Genomic DNA, 17320 nt, shown 5'->3' on the forward strand with positions numbered 1-17320 from the left:
TATAGCATCCTTTTTTGTTTGGCGTTTCAAGCAACGGCGCAGCATACCATAAATATTGATGCCACGCTGAATGCTTCCGAAAAAACCATTTCGATAAAACAGCAGATTACTTATAAAAACTCTTCCGAAGACACTTTAAAAGAAATCTACTTTTTTGATTGGGCAAATAGTTTTTCTTCCAAAACCACTCCCTTGGGAAAACGTTTCTCTGAAAACTATGAAAGTGCCTTTCATTTTGAAAAAGATGAAGATAGAGGAAGAACGGACATTGAAAAAATCTACAACAATTCCGCAGTTCCTTTGCAGTGGCAGCGAGGCGATGCGGCAGATATTTTAAGAATTATTCCCGAAACTCCCCTACTGCCTGGAGATAGCTATACTTTTAATTTAGAATACATAGTAAAAGTTCCCAACGATCGTTTTACGCGCTATGGAATAAATAATATTGAAGATTACAGATTGCGTTATTGGTTCATTGCACCAGCAATTTATAATGGCGAATGGCAAGTTTTCAGCAATAAAAATACGGACGATTTATATTTACCTCCTTCGGAATTTTCAATCGCAATTCATCTTCCAAAAGCTTACTCCGTTACTTCAGATTTTGATGTGGTTTCTGAAACCATTTCAGATAAAACGAAGACTACCGTGCTTTCTGGGAAAGATCGTACAAAAGCGGTTTTATATTTCATCAAAAATTCCAATTTCGAGACTATTGAAACCGATAAACTAAAAGTCGTTACCAACATTGAAAATAGCAAGGTAAATCCACCTGTTCAAGCGTTGATGATAGATAGGGTTGTTCGGTTTTTGGATGAAAAACTTGGTTCTTATCCATTCGATAAAATGGTAATTAGCCAGACGGATTACAAAACGAATCCAGTTTATGGTTTGAACCAATTGCCCAGTTTCATCAGTCCATTTCCCGATGGTTTTGAGTACGATATGGAACAACTGAAAACCATAACGAGGCATTATATTGACAATACCCTAATGCTAAATCCTCGCAACGATTTTTGGTTGCAGGATGCACTTCAGACGTATTTGATGATGGAATATGTGGATACTTATTATCCAAAAATGAAGATCATTGGTAATCTCAGTAATTGGTGGGTAATCCGTTGGGCACACGCCGCAGACCTTGAATTCAACGACCAATATCCAATACTTTATTTGAATATGGCGCGTAATAATATCCATCAAGCGTTAACTACTCCGAAGGATTCTTTGTTGAAATATAATATGAATATTGCCACTGGTTATTACGGCGGAAGTGGCTTAAAATATTTGAGTGATTATTTGGGTGAAGATGTTTTAAACGAAAGCATTCACCAATTCTATATTGAAAATAAACTGAAACAGATTAAATCTTCAGATTTTGAAGCGTTTCTTTCAAAACGAACAGACCTTCCCATCAATTGGTTTTTTGACGATTTTGCAGACTCTAGAACTACAATCGACTTCAAAATAAAAAGAGTTGAAAAAGAAGGTGATTCATTAAAGGTTTTGATCAAAAACAACCGCAAATCCGAGCTTCCCGTTTCGCTTTATGGTCTGAACAAAGATGAAATAGTTTATAAAACCTGGACAAAACCTATTGATAGCGTCTCCTCTATAACCATTCCAGCCGCAAACATCAGGAAGTTAGCGCTGAATTATGGTGGAGAAATTCCAGAATACAATCGCCGGAATAATTTTAAAGCCGTAAAAGGTTTATTGAACAAACCGATACAATTTCGGCTTTTTCAAGATGTAGAAGACCCAAATTATGCACAGGCTTTCTTTATGCCAATTTTTGAATACAACCTTTATGATGGCGTTTCGGCGGGACTTCGACTTTATAATAAAACGGTGCTTCCAAAGGCGGTTCAGTATAGTTTAGAGCCACAATTTGGATTTCGCTCCAAAACACTTGTGGGGCGTGCTTCCGTGAAATATACACAAACTATGAATGAAGGAAATCTATATGCCATGCGCTATGGATTTTCGGGAAATTACTATTCCTACGACCGCGGATTGTTCTATAAAAAATTTACGCCATACATCACTTTCGCCTTTAGAAATCCAGATCTGCGCGACAATGAAAAGCAATATATTGACTTGAGAAGTGTAAATGTGTATCAAGACGACGATCCAAACAATCCAAATCAGGAGCCTAATTACAGCGTTTTTAATATGCGCTACGTTTACAGTAATCCAAACCTGATAAACTATTTTAGAGGTGTTGTGGATTATGAAATCTCTTCAAGATTCAGCAAACTTTCTGTAAATTTTGAATATCGAAAACTATTTTTGAGCAACAGACAGTTGGATCTTCGCTTTTTTGCGGGAGCATTTCTTTTTAATGATACGCGTGAAAATGAGGATTTCTTCAGTTTCGCTTTAGATCGCCCAACGGATTATCTTTTTGATTATAATTATTACGGGCGTAGTGAAGATTCGGGGCTTTTTAGTCAACAATTAATTATGGCTGAAGGTGGTTTTAAGTCGCAGTTGGAGCCAGCCTATGCGAATAGTTGGATAGCAACCGTAAACGGAAGCACCAATATTTGGAAATGGATTTACGCTTATGGAGACGCCGGTTTGGTTCACAATAAAGCCAGAGGCACTAATGCTGTTTTTGACAGTGGGATTCGTTTAAGTCTAGTAGCAGATTATTTTGAGCTCTATTTCCCTGTGTATTCCAGCTTAGGTTTTGAACCAGGATTACCGCATTATGATGAAAAGGTTCGTTTCATTATAACCATAAGCCCAAAAACACTTCTTGGACTTTTTACCAGAAGATGGTATTAAATATTAACCACAAAGGGCTCAAAGTAAAACACACAAAGTTCACAAAGTTATTCTCCGTGAACTTTGCGTAAAACCTTTGTGGTTGAATAATTAGTTCCAATAATCATTAGCCGCAGCTATAGTTGCAAATTCAATAGCTACAACTTGTCCGATTGCAATGAGCATCGCAGCATCTTCGGCATAAATTGGGCGTAGTCTTTCACGAACTGCCGCATCAGGTTGAGTAAATTTTATATTTAAACGCGCCATTTTAACGGCTAGTAGGCGGCCTTCTTCGGGTGTTTCGGTGATTAATGAGTTTCCGGGAATCAATTGAATTTGTTCAGACATTTTTAAAATATTTAGAGGTTAGAATTCCTAAAATTAACAAAAAAACAATCTTTTAAAAAGACTTTTTCCTTTCTAAAATTTATGTTGATTAATCAATTCGTCGCGTTTAGCTTTTAGACTGGCACTCAAACCAATTTTATAAAAATGTGGATTTTGGAAACGCTTATATTCGTCAGGTAATAATGACAAACGCATTTTGGCATATTCCGCAATTTCGGAAACCGTTCTTTTTGCCTTCGTTCTTTTCCCTTTAACCATTACTTCCTCTAGCAAAGCTTCCTGCTTAAATACTTGAAGATCGAGACTTTTATTAGAATCAAACGGATGGAACATCTGGGTTATATTCTCTTCGGAAGCAAGACATATTGCATCAGCTCCGTAAAACATTCCGTTTTGGTCAATCATTCTATACACTTGCTTTTTACAGGGAAGTGACACCTTAATAAAATTTTCTGAAAGCTTTATTCTGGGATTACCGTTGTACTCGGAAAGTTTATAAACACCGTCTAGCGCCGCATCTGGCTTACCAGTAACTAAATTGGTACCAACTCCATAAACATCAATTGGGGCATTTTGCTCGTTCAAACTTTTTATAACGTATTCGTCCAATTGATTTGATGCAACAATCTTCACATAGTCAAGATTATTGTCATCGAGCATCTTTCGTGTTTTTTTGGATAAATAGGCTAAATCACCACTATCCAATCGTACTCCAAACAAGCGTTCTCCCCTACTTTCCATTTCTTTTGCAACAGTTATAGCATTGGGAATTCCACTTTTCAGCGTACTAAATGTATCCACCAATAACACACAATTATTTGGACGAAAAAGAGCAAAATCTTGAAAAGCTTTCAACTCATCTTCATAGCTTTGGATAAAGGAATGAGCCATAGTTCCTGATGATGGAATGTTGAAATCTTTTGCGGACTTTACGTTACTCGTACTGTCAAAACCACCAATTGCTGCGGCGCGACTGGCAAAATAACCGCCAGTGGCGTGGGCGCGCCGCAAGCCCATATCCAGCAAAATTTTATCTCCAGCACTACGGCGAATTCTATTTGCTTTTGTGGCAATTAACGTTTGAAAGTTAAGGATGTTTAGTAAAACGGTTTCAACAATCTGAACTTCAATAATAGAACCCGCAACTTGTAGAATGGGACGATTTGGAAAAACAATATCTCCTTCGGAAACTGAAAAAATTGATCCTCGAAATCGAAAATCCCGAAGATATTCTAAAAAATCATTTTCAAAATCGTGTGTTTTTAAATATTCAATGTCGGCATCAGTAAAACGAAGATTTTCAAGAATATCAAGAATATTTTCTAGTCCAGCGAAAATCGTGAAACCACCTTGAAAAGGATTATTTCTAAAATAATAATCAAAAACTGCTGTACTTTTTGGTTTGGCTTTAAAATAAACTTGTGCCATAGTTAACTGATACAAATCTGTATAAGAAGCAGAAATATTTAGCATAACCGTTTTACTATTTGTTATAATCACTAAGCATTTGCAAAAGCTTTTCGTGCATAGCATCCGTATAGTCAAAGTGAGTAACTATTCGAAGTTTTCCTTGACCCATCGAACTAATTTTCACGCTCTTCTGAAGCAAATCATTCATAAATTTTTCTTCGGAAATAGCTTCTGCAAGGTAAAAGATCACAATATTAGTCTCGGTTGATTCAACCTTTTTTACATAGGATTGTTTGGCGAGCATTTCAGAAATTTCGGAGGCTTTTTTATGATCTTCCGCTAAGCGATTTCTGTGATTATCTAACGCATAAATTCCAGCAGCCGTCATAAAACCTATTTGGCGCATCCCGCCACCTAAGACTTTACGGACGCGCATCGCTTTTTTCATAATTTCATTTTTGCCCAATAGAACACTTCCCATCGGGGTTCCCAAACCTTTACTCAAGCAAACTGAAATGGTATCAAAAACTTTTCCATAGTCTCTCGGGTTTTGTTTTTGAGCTTCTAAGGCATTCCAAATTCGTGCGCCGTCAAGATGAAAGCCTAATTCATGTTTATCGCAAACTTGTCGAATTTTTTCAATTTCAGAAAAATCATAACAAGCGCCACCGCCTTTGTTAGTGGTGTTTTCCAAACAAACCAAACTTGTTAAAGGGCTGTGGTAAAAATCTGGTGGATTGATGTTTTCTTCAACCTGTGCAGCTGTAACCATTCCGCGATTACCATCAATCAATTTACAGGAAACGCCGCTGTTAAATGAAACACCACCGCCTTCGTAATTGAAAACGTGTGCCCATTTGTCTGCAATCAATTGTTCGCCGGGTTGGGTGTGCATTTTTATTGCGGCTTGGTTAGCCATACTTCCGCTTGGAAAGAAAAGCGCAGAATCCATCCCAAACATATCTGTTAATTTCTGTTCCAGTTTGTTAGTCGTGGGGTCTTCTTTGTATACATCATCGCCCACTTCAGCATTCATAATAGCTTGCATCATTCCGGGTGTAGGGCGAGTTACGGTATCGCTTCTTAAATCTATAATCATAATTTAGTTTTCTCTGAAAAATTTTCCGTTTATTTCTAAATTCTTTACTATTTCTGATATTTCATTATCAAGCTTAATCAATGCTAACGAGTTATTGTGAGCCGCATTCAAGTTTTTATATTTCGATTCATTTGTCAAATCAAATTGATTAAAACTTTTTTCAAAAACCTTGTTGTCGAAAACAAATTTATAATTTTTATGGCAAGATTGCACAGACATATTTCCGAACGCATTGTCATCAACTTTTTCAGCTTTGTAAGGCAAAACGTCTTCATACATTAACTTCTCCTTGTCCTTTAAAGCCCTAGCCATCGCTTTAGTAACGACAATGGTAAAAGGCTTAAAACTCCCACAATTGTCAAATTTTTGAATATTTAGCGTGTTTTCATCTTCCTTCCAAAAAACATACACTGCGTAATACGTGGAATTTGAAGAACAAATTTTCCCGTCTCTCAATTTGAAAATTTCAATATTTCCATCGCAATAATCATTTCTAAAGAAATATTCCGGGGTATCCTGCATTTCAAGCTCCGCCATTTTTTGGTTGACTATTATATTAACATAGTCTAGGTCATTTTGGGCATAAACAGTACACGTTATTGTAACTAATAAAAAGAATAATAATTTTTTCATCTGCATAAAATAATTAGAGATAAGAAGATAGACTGGTGAAGTATTCTGCATCTCTTAGTTTGCGAATTATTTGAAAGTATAAAATTAGCCGAAAAATACGTTTCTCTCACGAAGTTAATGGTATTTTTGCTGAAATTCTTACCCTTTATGACTACAACAGACCAAATTAAAGACCTTAAGGTGCGGCTAGATGCCTTGAGGCGCTATCTTTGACATTGCTGGCAAAAGTATAGAAATTACCAACGACGAAGAAAAAACTTTCGACCCCAATTTTTGGAACAACCCACGCGAAGCTGAGGCTTTTATGAAGGTGCTACGAACCAAGAAGAAATGGGTTACCGACTACGAAACTGCTACAAACCTCACCGACGAAGCTGAAATCCTCCTAGATTTTTATAAAGAAGGCGAAGGAAAGGCCGAAAATGTAGAAGCTGCCTATGAAAAGGCTGAGACTGCAATTGAAGCACTAGAATTCCGAAATATGCTTGGCGACGAGGGCGACGATATGAGTGCCGTGCTACAAATTACCGCTGGTGCTGGAGGAACGGAAAGCTGCGATTGGGCCGAAATGCTGATGCGTATGTACCTAATGTGGGCACAGAAAAATGATTATAAAGTAAAGGAGCTGAACTTTCAAGCAGGTGATGTTGCTGGTGTAAAAACTGTAACCATCGAGATTGAAGGCGAATTTGCTTTTGGTTGGCTAAAAAGTGAAAACGGCGTCCACAGATTGGTACGTATTTCACCTTTTGATAGTAATGCCAAGCGACACACCAGTTTTGCGAGTGTATATGTATATCCATTGGTTGATGATACTATTGAAATTGAAATAAATCCAGCAGATATTTCCTGGGATTTTGCCCGAAGTAGCGGCGCCGGTGGACAAAACGTAAACAAAGTAGAAACAAAAGCAATACTTACCCACCATCCTACTGGAATCATAATTCACAACAGCGAAACAAGAAGTCAGCTAGACAATCGTGAAAAGGCTATGCAAATGCTGAAATCACAGCTTTATGAAATTGAACTTCGCAAACAATTAGCTCAACGCGCCGAAATTGAAGACAGCAAACTAGCCATAGAATGGGGTTCGCAAATACGAAACTACGTTTTGCATCCCTACAAATTGGTTAAAGACGTGCGCACTAGCCACGAAACTGGAAACACGGACGCAATGCTAGATGGCGAAATCGATGGCTTCTTGAAGGCTTATTTAATGATGAGTGGGCAAAAGGAAAAGACGGATGAACTTTAAGGGAAGTGTTCAGTGTTCAGGCTCAGTATTCAGTGGTTTTGAAAAAACAAAGGGAACAAGATTAAAAAAATCTTAGTTCCCTTTGCAAATCATATTTCTTCTGTTGGTATTATCCTATGAAGTTCAGCGGGTATATTCTCAGCTGTTTTTGAAACTTAAGCACCCCGATATGATAGTTCAATAAAGATACAAGAATATTTTACAAAAACTGTCCTATTCTTCAATTACTTTAAAAAATTCTTTGATTGAAACAAACTTCCCTTCATCTGTAAAGCCTTCAAGAGTAATTTCAAACTTCCCAGAAACATCAGATGTGAAAAAAGATAAGTCTTCATTTTCTGTAGAAAGCGTCAAATTAGGTTGCCAAAGCAATTGCACTCTATAATCTGGAATTCTTGATAGCGTGTCTTTGTTACCATAATCTGCGCGGTATTGTTTCTTTTTCTTAACTGCTGGCGGTAAATCTATTGATTCAACATAATTTTTTGAAAGCCTAGGTACAAAATCTCCTTTCTTGGTTTCAACGGCAATGATTCCGCTGTAAATTTTATGACCATAACGGTAAGGTTGAATTATCACTCGAATGCTTTTTATTTCACGAGCATTATAATTTACAAGGTCTTCGTTGTTTTGAACTTCCATACCATCCATCAGGACTAAAGGCGGTAAATTATTGAATTTTGCCACCCCATTAGGGTCGTATTCATTATTAACAATAAATCGGCTATCCGCTCCTGCTCCTCTTACTGCTGCAAGGGTAACAACTTCAACAAAGGTCTCCTTAACCGAAGGAAAACGAGTATAATCATCCAATAAAAACACAGTTCCTAGATTATCGTAAAACGCAGGATTTATGTTATTCTTTAAAATACTGTCCTTTTTAGTATCAAAATAAGCGTTCTCAACCTGAACTTGCACGCTGCGTTCTAGTAGCCAATCCTTTAAATTAGCATCCAACTTTAAAACAGATGTGTCACTTTTTCCCAAGGTGAAATCTTTTTTGTCCATCACGAGGGAATAATTAACTACATTTTTTTCAGATTCAATTAGCTGAACGATGCTTTTTTCGGCATCATAACCTGCCATAACGGAAAAGAAAAATCTTCCATTTGCATTCGTTTTCGCTGTTTTGAAAACGAAATCACTTCCAGGGATTGTAAGCGACACGTTTTTGTTTGCAGCAGGATTGCCGTTTTCAGTTGAAAGTACTACTCCAGAAACTAGTTCGCCACGTAGTTCAGGAACATAGAATGTTTCCGAAGTTGAAGATTTTTTTTCGTTTATAGAATTATTCGAAATAGCAACTGGATTTATATTTCTAACAGAAAGAACATAGTTTCCATTTCTAGCTTCCAAAGCACTCTTCAAATTCAAATTAACTTTTTCGCGGAAACCATAGGATTGCTTGTTTGTTGTAATTTGAATTGCTTCATTATTACTGAGCTTTTCAGAAGAATTTATTTCACTTTCGGCTTTCAAACTTAACTTAGCGCCTTCCTCGGTATCTTTTACTATGTTTGTTTTAACAAAGGAGTTTATGATGTAAATTACCTTTTCAACAAAGGCATTATTCGTATTATTTCTTGAAAAATTTGTGTAGCCAATAAGCCTATAAACGCCAGTTTCCAATATAGATGGCGTAAAGAAATCTCCGTTTGCAGTTCCATTTTCAACCTTTAATTTGTGGGTGAAAATGATTGAATCGCTTTGGTTTCGCAAGGAAACATATAAAATGTTACTGAGTTTGCTTTCTTTGTTTGCCGCGTCTAGATTGAAAGCTTCATACTGAAGCAACTCTCCCGCCAACAATACGTTTGAATTAATTGAAAGCGCAACCTTCTCCTTCGGAAAAACACTTAAATCTGCGGAAACATCTTGCTTCGGAATTTGCGCTGTTGCAACAAAACCGAATAAAATAAATACTATATATATTAGTTTTTTTGTCATAATTAGTCTTCCCAAAAATTGGGTCTTATGTTTGATGAAAAAGAGGTGCAGAGACTGCATTCTGGTTGCACGATTCTGTATACAGTTCCTTGTCCTAGACTTAAAACTTGATAATTTCTATTTGTAACATAATCATAAAAAGTCTGGCGTTCGTCTGGATCATCATCTAGAACGGTATTATCATTATAATCTAGAAATAAAACTTCACAATCCACAAAGTAGGGTGGTTTATCAAACCCGAAATCTTGATAATTGAAATAAATTCTTTTTGAAGTCATAGAAGAAGCCTCAAAAAAACCAAGAACCTTTTCGTTAGAATTTGATTTTGAAACCATATTTCCAACTATGTAACCTGGTTGTCCTTGAGACAGCAGACTTTCAACACTGCCAAGTTCTTTCACAATTTTATAAAAGGTATATGCTTCCACACTTTGCACATATTGTTTCACCAAAATGCTGTAACGTGTTTGTAATCTCGCATCTTCTTTAGAAAGATAACGCACTGGAAAACGAAACACTCTGTTTTCATTGAGCTCGGTTGTGGTGGTCTGTGTTATTCCTTTAGAAAATTCGGTGGAATAGCAAATTTCTTCGGGAACTCTTTGGGTGAGAATTACTTTATAAGTACCTTCATCGGGATTGTAATTAATAATTTCTGCGCTGTATTGTGATGGATTTGGAGCTGTAATTTTATAGGTTTCTTCATATTCATACCTAAAATATTTTTCCTTGCCTGTAGGATCTGCTGTATTTACCAAAACCTGAACGCCATCTCTATTTTCGGTGGGACTTACAATTGTTTCAGCATAAACTTCATCAATCTTAATAGAATTAGGTAAAGTGACAGCTGAAGAAGAATAACTTTTTCCATCTTGAGTAGTAATATCTAAAGTGTAAGAAACATTGGGTTGCGCACTGAAAGGCTGTTGGGAAATATAATTGCCCGTTTCGCTATCCCAGTTAAAATTAAAACTGTTGCCATCGCTACTAGAAACAATTACGGTAGCATTATTAACAGTTAAAATTTCGGGATTTTCAAGTTTTGAAGTTCTGCTCAACTTCACAATTTGTGGTTTAAATTCATTGGTAATAGTACTTTCCACAACCAAAACACTTTCAAAGTTCACGGTTTCTATTTCATAAGGTTCTGTGCAACCCATTTGAAAAAGTAATATTGAAAGAAATATTATATATAAAATTTTCAATTTCATTTTTTTAATACTTAAAATTATAGCTACTATCTTCATTTTTGAAAATTTGTGCGTTTGCAACAAAATCCGAATATAAAGGATGTTTAAGTAGCTGTTTCTGTGTCATAATCAATCTTCCCAAAAATCAGGTTTAACGTTAGATGAAAAATAGGTGCATACGCTGCACTCCGGCTGCACTATTCTATAAACTAACCTAGAGTTTACAGAGAGCACTTGATAATCATCATAGGTAATACGGTCATACAGAGCTTCTCTTTCATTAAAGCCAAACGGTGAAGGCCCTTTGTAGTAATCATATTGGAGTATTTCACACTCCACAAAATATGGAGGCTTCTTAAATCCAAAATCGTCATAATTAAAATAGATTCGCTTAGATGTCATTGAAGAAGCTTCAAAAAAGCCCAAGACCTTTTCTTCTGGATTTGTTTCAGAAACCATGTTTCCTGAAGCATAACCTGGCTGCCCTTGCGATAGTAAACTTTGAATACTTCCCAAGTCTTTAATAATTTTATAAAAAGTAAAAGCTTCTACACTCTGCACATATTGCTTTACCAAGAGACTATAGCGCGTTTGGATTTTAGAATCCAATTTTGATAAGTAGCGAACTGGAAAACGGAACACCTTATTCTCGCTAAAATCGCTGGTTGACGCTTGCGTTATTCCTGTTGATATTTCGGTAGAATAACAAATCTCTTCCGGTATTCTTGGTGACAAAATGATTTTATAAGTTCCTTCATCAGGATTATAATCAATAATTTGAGTGTAATATTTTGTTGGATTGGGAGCTACAATTTTATAAGTTTCTTCATATTCATATCTAAAATATTTTGAATTACCAGTTGGATCTGTGGTATTTACCAAAACCTGAACCCCATCTTTCTTCTGGTTTGGATCGGTAATTGTTTCCGCATAAATCTGCTCCATTTCTACACGTGGTGGCAAAACCACTGGTGAAGACGTGTAATTTTTACCGTCTGCTGTATTTATACTTAAAGTGTAAGAAATGTTTGGCTGAGCATTGAAAGGATTGTATGAAACGTAATATCCTAAATCATTATTCCAGTAAAATTCATAGTTCTGACCATCACTACTCGAAACATGAACGGTTGCGTTACTTTCTAATAAAACATCAACATTTTCAAGAGGTGAGGTTCTGCTTAGTTTTACAATTTGAGGCTTCATTTCATCAGTAATTGTACTTTCAACCACCAAAACGTTTTCATAAATCACAGTTTCTATTTCATAGGGCTCTGTGCAGCTCCATTGAAACAGAGTTACCAAAAACAATACTATATATAAAAACTTTGTCCTCATCATCCTAAAACTTAAAGTTATATGTCACAGTTGGTACTGGCACTGAAAATATGGAAGTTTTATATGCCTTAATTTGACCTTCATCATTCACGAAAAATACTGAATACGGGTTGTTTCTACCTAAAACGTTATAAACCGAAATATTTACAAAACTGTGCGCAAGTTTCTTCAATTTGTGGTTTCCTTCGATATTTACGCCCAAATCCAATCGGTAATAATCTGGGATTCGGAATTGGTTTCTATCGCTGTAAAGCACTTGCTCTTCTCCTGCAAAAACATAACGTCCAATTGGATAAGTAATAGGTCGCCCGGTTTGATAGGTGAAATTTCCTGAAAAACTAAAACGCTTCGTGAGTTTATAGTTTGCAACTACTGAAAAATCGTGCGGCTTATCATAATTCGCTGGGAAAAATTCGCCGTTGTTTACGCGTTCTTGCATTATTTGACTGTCCAGCTTTATTTGCGAACGCGAATAGCTATAACCCAAATAACCGTTGAATCTTCCGCTATTCTTTTTCACAAGAAATTCTACACCGTAAGCCTTTCCTTCACCTTGAAGCAGTTCCGTTTCAAGATCATCATTTAAAATTAACTGGGCGCCAATTTTATAATCCAGAAGATCGTTCATCGTTTTGTAATAGCCTTCAATGCTGAATTCTACATCTTTTCCTGAAAGGTTTTTGAAGAATCCTAAACTGTATTGATTAGCTCTTTGTGGCGCAATGTTTAAATCTGAAAGCTTCCAAATATCCGTTGGTGATTGAGTTGTATTTGTGGAAAGAAGGTGTAAATATTGAATAGTTCTGTTGAAACCAGCTTTCACTGAAAAATCGTTCCCCAATAAATAACGCGCGGATATTCTATATTCCGGTCCGCCGTAGGTTTTGATGGATTTGTTATTTCCGTATTCTTTTACTTCAATTATTGAACTTTCACTTTTGGGAACTCCTTCTTCATAAACATTCTGAGTTGCTGGCCCAAGCGCCGAATAAAACGAATAACGCAAACCAACATCCAACAGAAATTTATCGCTCACTTCAAATAAATCTGCGAGATAAACGGCAGATTCTAAACCTTTTTCGCGGTCAACGGTTTTTGATAGAACGTCTGAATTTATTCCAATTGGATCAATATTTCCTGGGTCGATTGAATAAAGTTTACTGCTAAGTCCGTAACTCAACTTGTGTTTTTTGCTCAGTTTGTAAGTTAAATTGAGTTTTGCTTGATATTCATTTAGTTCATAACCAAAATCGAAATCTGCATTGGCATCGGCTTCATAATTGATTCCATATTTGTATTGGCTGTTTACCAAAATCAACTCCGCCCTACTCTTTTCGTTGAAACTATGTCCGTATTTTAAGGAAATCAGTCGATTGCTATAATCAAAAATTGAATCTGAAGTTATGCTGAAACGATCCTTACTTAAATAAAAAGTACCTTGAATGGAATTATTGTTGTCAATATTGTGTTTGTACTTTATAATACCATCATAAAACGATGCTTGGCTATTTTTCAATTCTTCTTCGTCTAGACTTCTTAAAATCCAGTCGGAATAAGTTGCTCTAAAACCTGCGATTACGGATGCTTTTTCTTTCACCACGGGAACTTCAACAGCAAGATTGGCGGTTATTGGTCCAACAGAGCCTTCACCTTTAAACTTTTCCATATCGCCAGATTTGGTTTCAATATCAAAAACTGAGGAAAGCCGTCCGCCATATTCAGCAGGAATACTGGCTTTGTAAATTTCTAAACTCCCCGTAGTAAAAGGATTTACTGCAGAAAAGAAACCTAAAAAGTGTGATGGATTATAAAGAACCGCATCGTCCAGCAAAATTAGGTTTTGATCTGCCCTTCCACCGCGAACGTTGAAACCGCTGGAGCCTTCACCCGCAGTTTTTATTCCTGGTAAAGTTGTGGCAACTTTCAAAATGTCTCGCTCACCTAAAACTAGCGGAATTGTCTTAATTGATTCAATATCAATACTCGTAACCCCAACCACGGCGTCGCGAACGTTGGCGTCTTTTTTAGATTTTACAACAACTTCTTCAAGTGATTCAGTGTTTTCTTGCAATGAAATATTCAAATTTCCATCGCCATACATAATTACGTCTTGACGGATTTTTTCAAATCCCAAAAGATTGGTTTCCAATTTATTCAACCCAGAAGGCAAGCGAATACTGAAACGTCCGTCAGAATCCGTAACTGCATATTTTGACCTATCAACTGTTGAAATTGAAAGATTTTGAAGCGGTTCATCTGTTTTCGAATTTTTAAAAACACCCGAAAGTGTGTAGCTCTTGTTTGCCGTATTTCGCTCTTGCTTACCTATAGTTACAAGTTTTCTCTTCTGAACGCTTTGCTGAGAAACATATTCCTCTTGAAAAATTGGCGCGCTATTATTATCGTCAATTACTTTTTCATCAGGTTTTGCTTCGTTGAAATAATCTGTAGGTAAGTCGGTGTAAACGTATGTATTGTTTAAAAGAATTACATTTCCATCCTTAAAAACATAGTTGATGTTTGTATTGCTGAAAAGTCCGTTCAAAACCTTCGTTAACGATTCGTTTTCAAAAGTTTTGGTTACGAAATGTCCTTTCAACCAAGCATCGTTAAAATAGAATTTTTTATTTGAAAGGGTTTCCACTTTCAAAACTGCTTCCTTTAAAGAGCTATTATTGAAGGTTACGGTTATGTTTTGCTCCGATTGCGCAAACAGTCCAGAAACAGTGAAAAATAATATAACTATTACAAAAAGTCGATTTTGCATAAAACATTTTACTTCAAATTATTGTTCAATTTTTATCTATTTGGAACCGTCTAGATATTTTACCAGTTTCGTCATAAAGCTGTCTGGGTTCGATTTGTAAAGGGCTTTGTAGCTTTTATAAAAGTCCTTAATTTCATCAGCTCTTTCTGGAAGCGCCTTCCTCAAATCTTTTGTGGAACGGATTACTGAATAAGCATTCTTGTTCTTCAACAAGTAAAAATTATCTTCAGAAAACTTATACTGAATACCGCTGTTCAAGGCTCTATCCTTTTTCCTTTTGCTGTGCTTTATGTAAAGTTGCAGATCATTGCCAAGGTAGGCGGCTTCATAAAAACCATTTCTGGCAAGTCCCAAATTTGTGTCGGACAACCGAACGAAATTGCGGTTATACATTGAAAAAGATTCAACAAACTCTGGAATAAATTTTACGTTGAAAAGGCTCAGGTTGTCATCAGAACGCGTGAGCAAGTTGTCTTCCAAAAGATCGTATTTCAAAAGCACATTTACATAATACTCGCCATTGTAAGTTACAGAGCCCCGAACATAATCAAAACCATTAAAGTATCTATAGGTACCGTCAGTATTCAAAAAAAGATCGGTAAACTCTGTTCCGTTAAACAATCCAGTGTTTTCTACCCCTACAATGTTATCAAAGGTTTCATAAATTTTGTCTTTGGAACTGGTTTGGGAAAATGCACTAATTCCGAGGATGAAAGCGGACAAAAGAGTGAGGAGCGTTTTTTTAGACTTCATTATTAATTTTTGCGATTTTAAAAATACTTAAAAAAACATACAACTACAATTTATTTCGAAGACGAAAATGTTAGCGTTGAGGTAATCATTTAATTATGAAACCTTAAGAAGACCACAGTAAAAAAGTTGAAATATTTTTAAAAAATACTCAACTTTATTTGTAACCCGTCTAAATTGTTGGCATCCAATAGGTATTATAAAATCAGTTTAAACCATAAAAAACAAATAGATCATGAAAACAAAATTTTTTATCAGATCACTTGCAACCGCTATACTTACAGTATTTATATCCGTATGCGGGTTTGCACAAGACACACCGCAACTTAATGATGCGGAAATTGCCAGCGTTGCAGTAGTTGCGAATCAAATTGACATAGATTACGCCAACCTTGCAGTAGCCACTTCTAAAAACCCAGCGGTGCGCGAATTTGCAAATACTATGATTAACGATCACAAGGCAATCATTGACCAAGCCGTGGCGCTTGTTACCAAACTTGGAGTTACACCACAGGATAATGCAGTGAGCAAATCCTTAATGCAACAAGCTAAAGAGACTACTAAAACATTGAAAGCTGCCAAGGGCAAAGCATTTGACGAAGCTTACATAAATAATGAAGTAGCATACCACAAAGCTGTGATTGGCGCTGTTAAAACCCTGTTGATTCCACAATCTCAAAATGCAGAGTTAAAAGCACTGCTTGAAACCGCACTGCCTATTTTAGAAACACATTTGCACCACGCAGAAATGGCTCAAAGCAAAATTCTAAAAAAATGAAAACAATAAAATCGCTTGTTATTAGTATCACCACTTTAGTCGTAGGAATGTCTTTTGTTCTTTTGTTATTCACAAGTTTTAAAAACACAGATGTTAGTTCTAATACTCCTACCAAACACGTTGTAAGCATTTATCAGATGAAATTTACTCCTGAAAAAATACAAGTAAAAAAAGGTGATGTTGTGGAGTGGATTAATAAAGATTTCGTGCCACACGACGTGACAGAAATCAATAAGAAATGGACTTCAAAACCCTTGAAACAAGGAGAAACCTTTTCGAAAGTAATTACTAATAATTTTGATTATTTCTGCAGCATTCACATAGTAATGAAAGGTTCAGTTACAGTTAAGAATTAGTAAAATTAAAGTTTTTTAGATTAGAAGAAATCCACTGTTGTTAAGGTTTACTTTTTTCAGCAGTGGGTTTTCTTTTTTAAATAAAAACCAATTGAATTTTTTCCAAGTTTTAATTTATGAAAAACCACAGTACCTTTACATTAAATTACATCTATGAAGGCTGCAAGTTTAAAAGAAATAAAAACGGAATTAAATCAACGATCCACTCAGGAATTACTGGAACTCTGTTTGCGTCTTTCAAAATTCAAAAAAGAAAACAAAGAACTCCTCACCTATTTATTATTTGAATCTGAAGATGAAGAAGCTTTCATCCAAAGTATCAAAACCAAAGTAGATGCAGATTTTGAAACCATCAACACCAAGACTTATTTCTACATAAAAAAAAGCATCCGGAAAATTCTTCGGGAACTTAAAAAATTCATCCGTTATTCACAGAACAAAGAAACCGAAGTTGAACTTTTGCTTTATTTTTGTGAAAAGCTAAAAGATTTCACACCTTCAATAAAACGAAACACAACGCTCACAAACTTATACAAGCGGCAGATCGATTATATTTCAAAAAAAGTGAAAACCCTACACGAAGATTTACAGTATGATTATGAGTTGGAATTGGAGGAATTATTAAAGTAGTAGTAGTAGTAGTAGTAGTAGTAGTAGTGGGCAGTTGCAGTGGGCAG

The 17320-nt window shown here is 36.0% G+C and carries 14 protein-coding genes and 1 riboswitch; of the genes, 5 read left to right on the top strand and 9 right to left on the bottom strand.

The window, feature by feature from the left end; translation table 11 throughout:
- The first annotated feature begins 18 nt into the window (after window positions 1-18).
- On the top strand, window positions 19-2793 hold the full coding sequence (locus AEQSU_RS14630) for a gluzincin family metallopeptidase (protein ID WP_245529079.1): 2775 nt from the start codon (window positions 19-21) through the stop codon (window positions 2791-2793).
- Window positions 2794-2883: 90 nt separating this feature from the next.
- Here the strand turns inward: AEQSU_RS14630 and AEQSU_RS14635 are convergent, their stop codons facing one another.
- From AEQSU_RS14635 to AEQSU_RS14650, 4 genes are all read right to left on the bottom strand, one after another.
- Window positions 2884-3123, bottom strand: a complete 240-nt coding sequence (locus AEQSU_RS14635) for a hexameric tyrosine-coordinated heme protein (protein WP_014783649.1) — start codon at window positions 3121-3123, stop codon at window positions 2884-2886.
- A gap of 72 nt (window positions 3124-3195) precedes the next feature.
- On the bottom strand, window positions 3196-4596 hold the full coding sequence (locus tag AEQSU_RS14640; protein ID WP_014783650.1) for a nicotinate phosphoribosyltransferase: 1401 nt from the start codon (window positions 4594-4596) through the stop codon (window positions 3196-3198).
- A gap of 10 nt (window positions 4597-4606) precedes the next feature.
- Window positions 4607-5632 carry a threonine aldolase family protein gene (locus AEQSU_RS14645; RefSeq protein ID WP_014783651.1) on the bottom strand — a complete coding sequence of 342 codons (1026 nt, stop codon included), beginning with the start codon at window positions 5630-5632 and terminating at the stop codon, window positions 4607-4609.
- A 3-nt stretch (window positions 5633-5635) separates the two neighbouring features.
- A complete protein-coding gene (locus AEQSU_RS14650) occupies window positions 5636-6265 on the bottom strand; it encodes a hypothetical protein (RefSeq protein ID WP_042492110.1) in 630 nt (209 codons plus the stop codon).
- A gap of 147 nt (window positions 6266-6412) precedes the next feature.
- Here AEQSU_RS14650 and prfB point away from each other — a divergent pair.
- A protein-coding gene (gene prfB, locus AEQSU_RS14655; RefSeq protein WP_157429292.1) for a peptide chain release factor 2 occupies window positions 6413-7520 on the top strand; the annotation gives its coding sequence in 2 pieces (ribosomal slippage) (window positions 6413-6475 and window positions 6477-7520; 1107 coding nt in all).
- A gap of 78 nt (window positions 7521-7598) precedes the next feature.
- A riboswitch (TPP riboswitch) is annotated at window positions 7599-7697 on the bottom strand.
- A gap of 36 nt (window positions 7698-7733) precedes the next feature.
- Here the strand turns inward: prfB and AEQSU_RS14660 are convergent.
- The 5 genes from AEQSU_RS14660 to AEQSU_RS14680 form a co-directional block, all read right to left on the bottom strand.
- Complete coding sequence (locus AEQSU_RS14660; protein WP_014783653.1) at window positions 7734-9467, bottom strand: carboxypeptidase-like regulatory domain-containing protein; 1734 nt, start codon at window positions 9465-9467, stop codon at window positions 7734-7736.
- A gap of 2 nt (window positions 9468-9469) precedes the next feature.
- Window positions 9470-10678, bottom strand: a complete 1209-nt coding sequence (locus tag AEQSU_RS14665) for a DUF4249 domain-containing protein (RefSeq protein ID WP_014783654.1) — start codon at window positions 10676-10678, stop codon at window positions 9470-9472.
- A 108-nt stretch (window positions 10679-10786) separates the two neighbouring features.
- On the bottom strand, window positions 10787-11995 hold the full coding sequence (locus AEQSU_RS14670; protein WP_342626246.1) for a DUF4249 domain-containing protein: 1209 nt from the start codon (window positions 11993-11995) through the stop codon (window positions 10787-10789).
- Between the two features lies 1 nt (window position 11996).
- The gene (locus tag AEQSU_RS14675; RefSeq protein WP_014783656.1) at window positions 11997-14759 is read right to left on the bottom strand and encodes a carboxypeptidase-like regulatory domain-containing protein; all 2763 of its coding nucleotides are present in this window, start codon (window positions 14757-14759) and stop codon (window positions 11997-11999) included.
- 36 nt (window positions 14760-14795) lie between these two features.
- Window positions 14796-15512, bottom strand: a complete 717-nt coding sequence (locus AEQSU_RS14680; protein WP_014783657.1) for a hypothetical protein — start codon at window positions 15510-15512, stop codon at window positions 14796-14798.
- Between the two features lie 232 nt (window positions 15513-15744).
- Here AEQSU_RS14680 and AEQSU_RS14685 point away from each other — a divergent pair, with 232 nt between their 5' ends.
- The 3 genes from AEQSU_RS14685 to AEQSU_RS14695 all read left to right on the top strand — a co-directional run bounded on the left by AEQSU_RS14685 (window position 15745) and on the right by AEQSU_RS14695 (window position 17273).
- On the top strand, window positions 15745-16287 hold the full coding sequence (locus AEQSU_RS14685; RefSeq protein ID WP_014783658.1) for a DUF4142 domain-containing protein: 543 nt from the start codon (window positions 15745-15747) through the stop codon (window positions 16285-16287).
- The gene (locus AEQSU_RS14690) at window positions 16284-16643 is read left to right on the top strand and encodes a plastocyanin/azurin family copper-binding protein (protein ID WP_014783659.1); all 360 of its coding nucleotides are present in this window, start codon (window positions 16284-16286) and stop codon (window positions 16641-16643) included. Before AEQSU_RS14685 ends, AEQSU_RS14690 begins: the two co-directional genes overlap by 4 nt.
- A 153-nt stretch (window positions 16644-16796) precedes the next feature.
- Window positions 16797-17273 carry a hypothetical protein gene (locus AEQSU_RS14695; protein WP_014783660.1) on the top strand — a complete coding sequence of 159 codons (477 nt, stop codon included), beginning with the start codon at window positions 16797-16799 and terminating at the stop codon, window positions 17271-17273.
- The last annotated feature ends 47 nt before the right edge of the window (window positions 17274-17320 follow it).

This window comes from Aequorivita sublithincola DSM 14238 (genome assembly GCF_000265385.1).
Taxonomy (GTDB): Bacteria; Bacteroidota; Bacteroidia; order Flavobacteriales; family Flavobacteriaceae; genus Aequorivita; species Aequorivita sublithincola.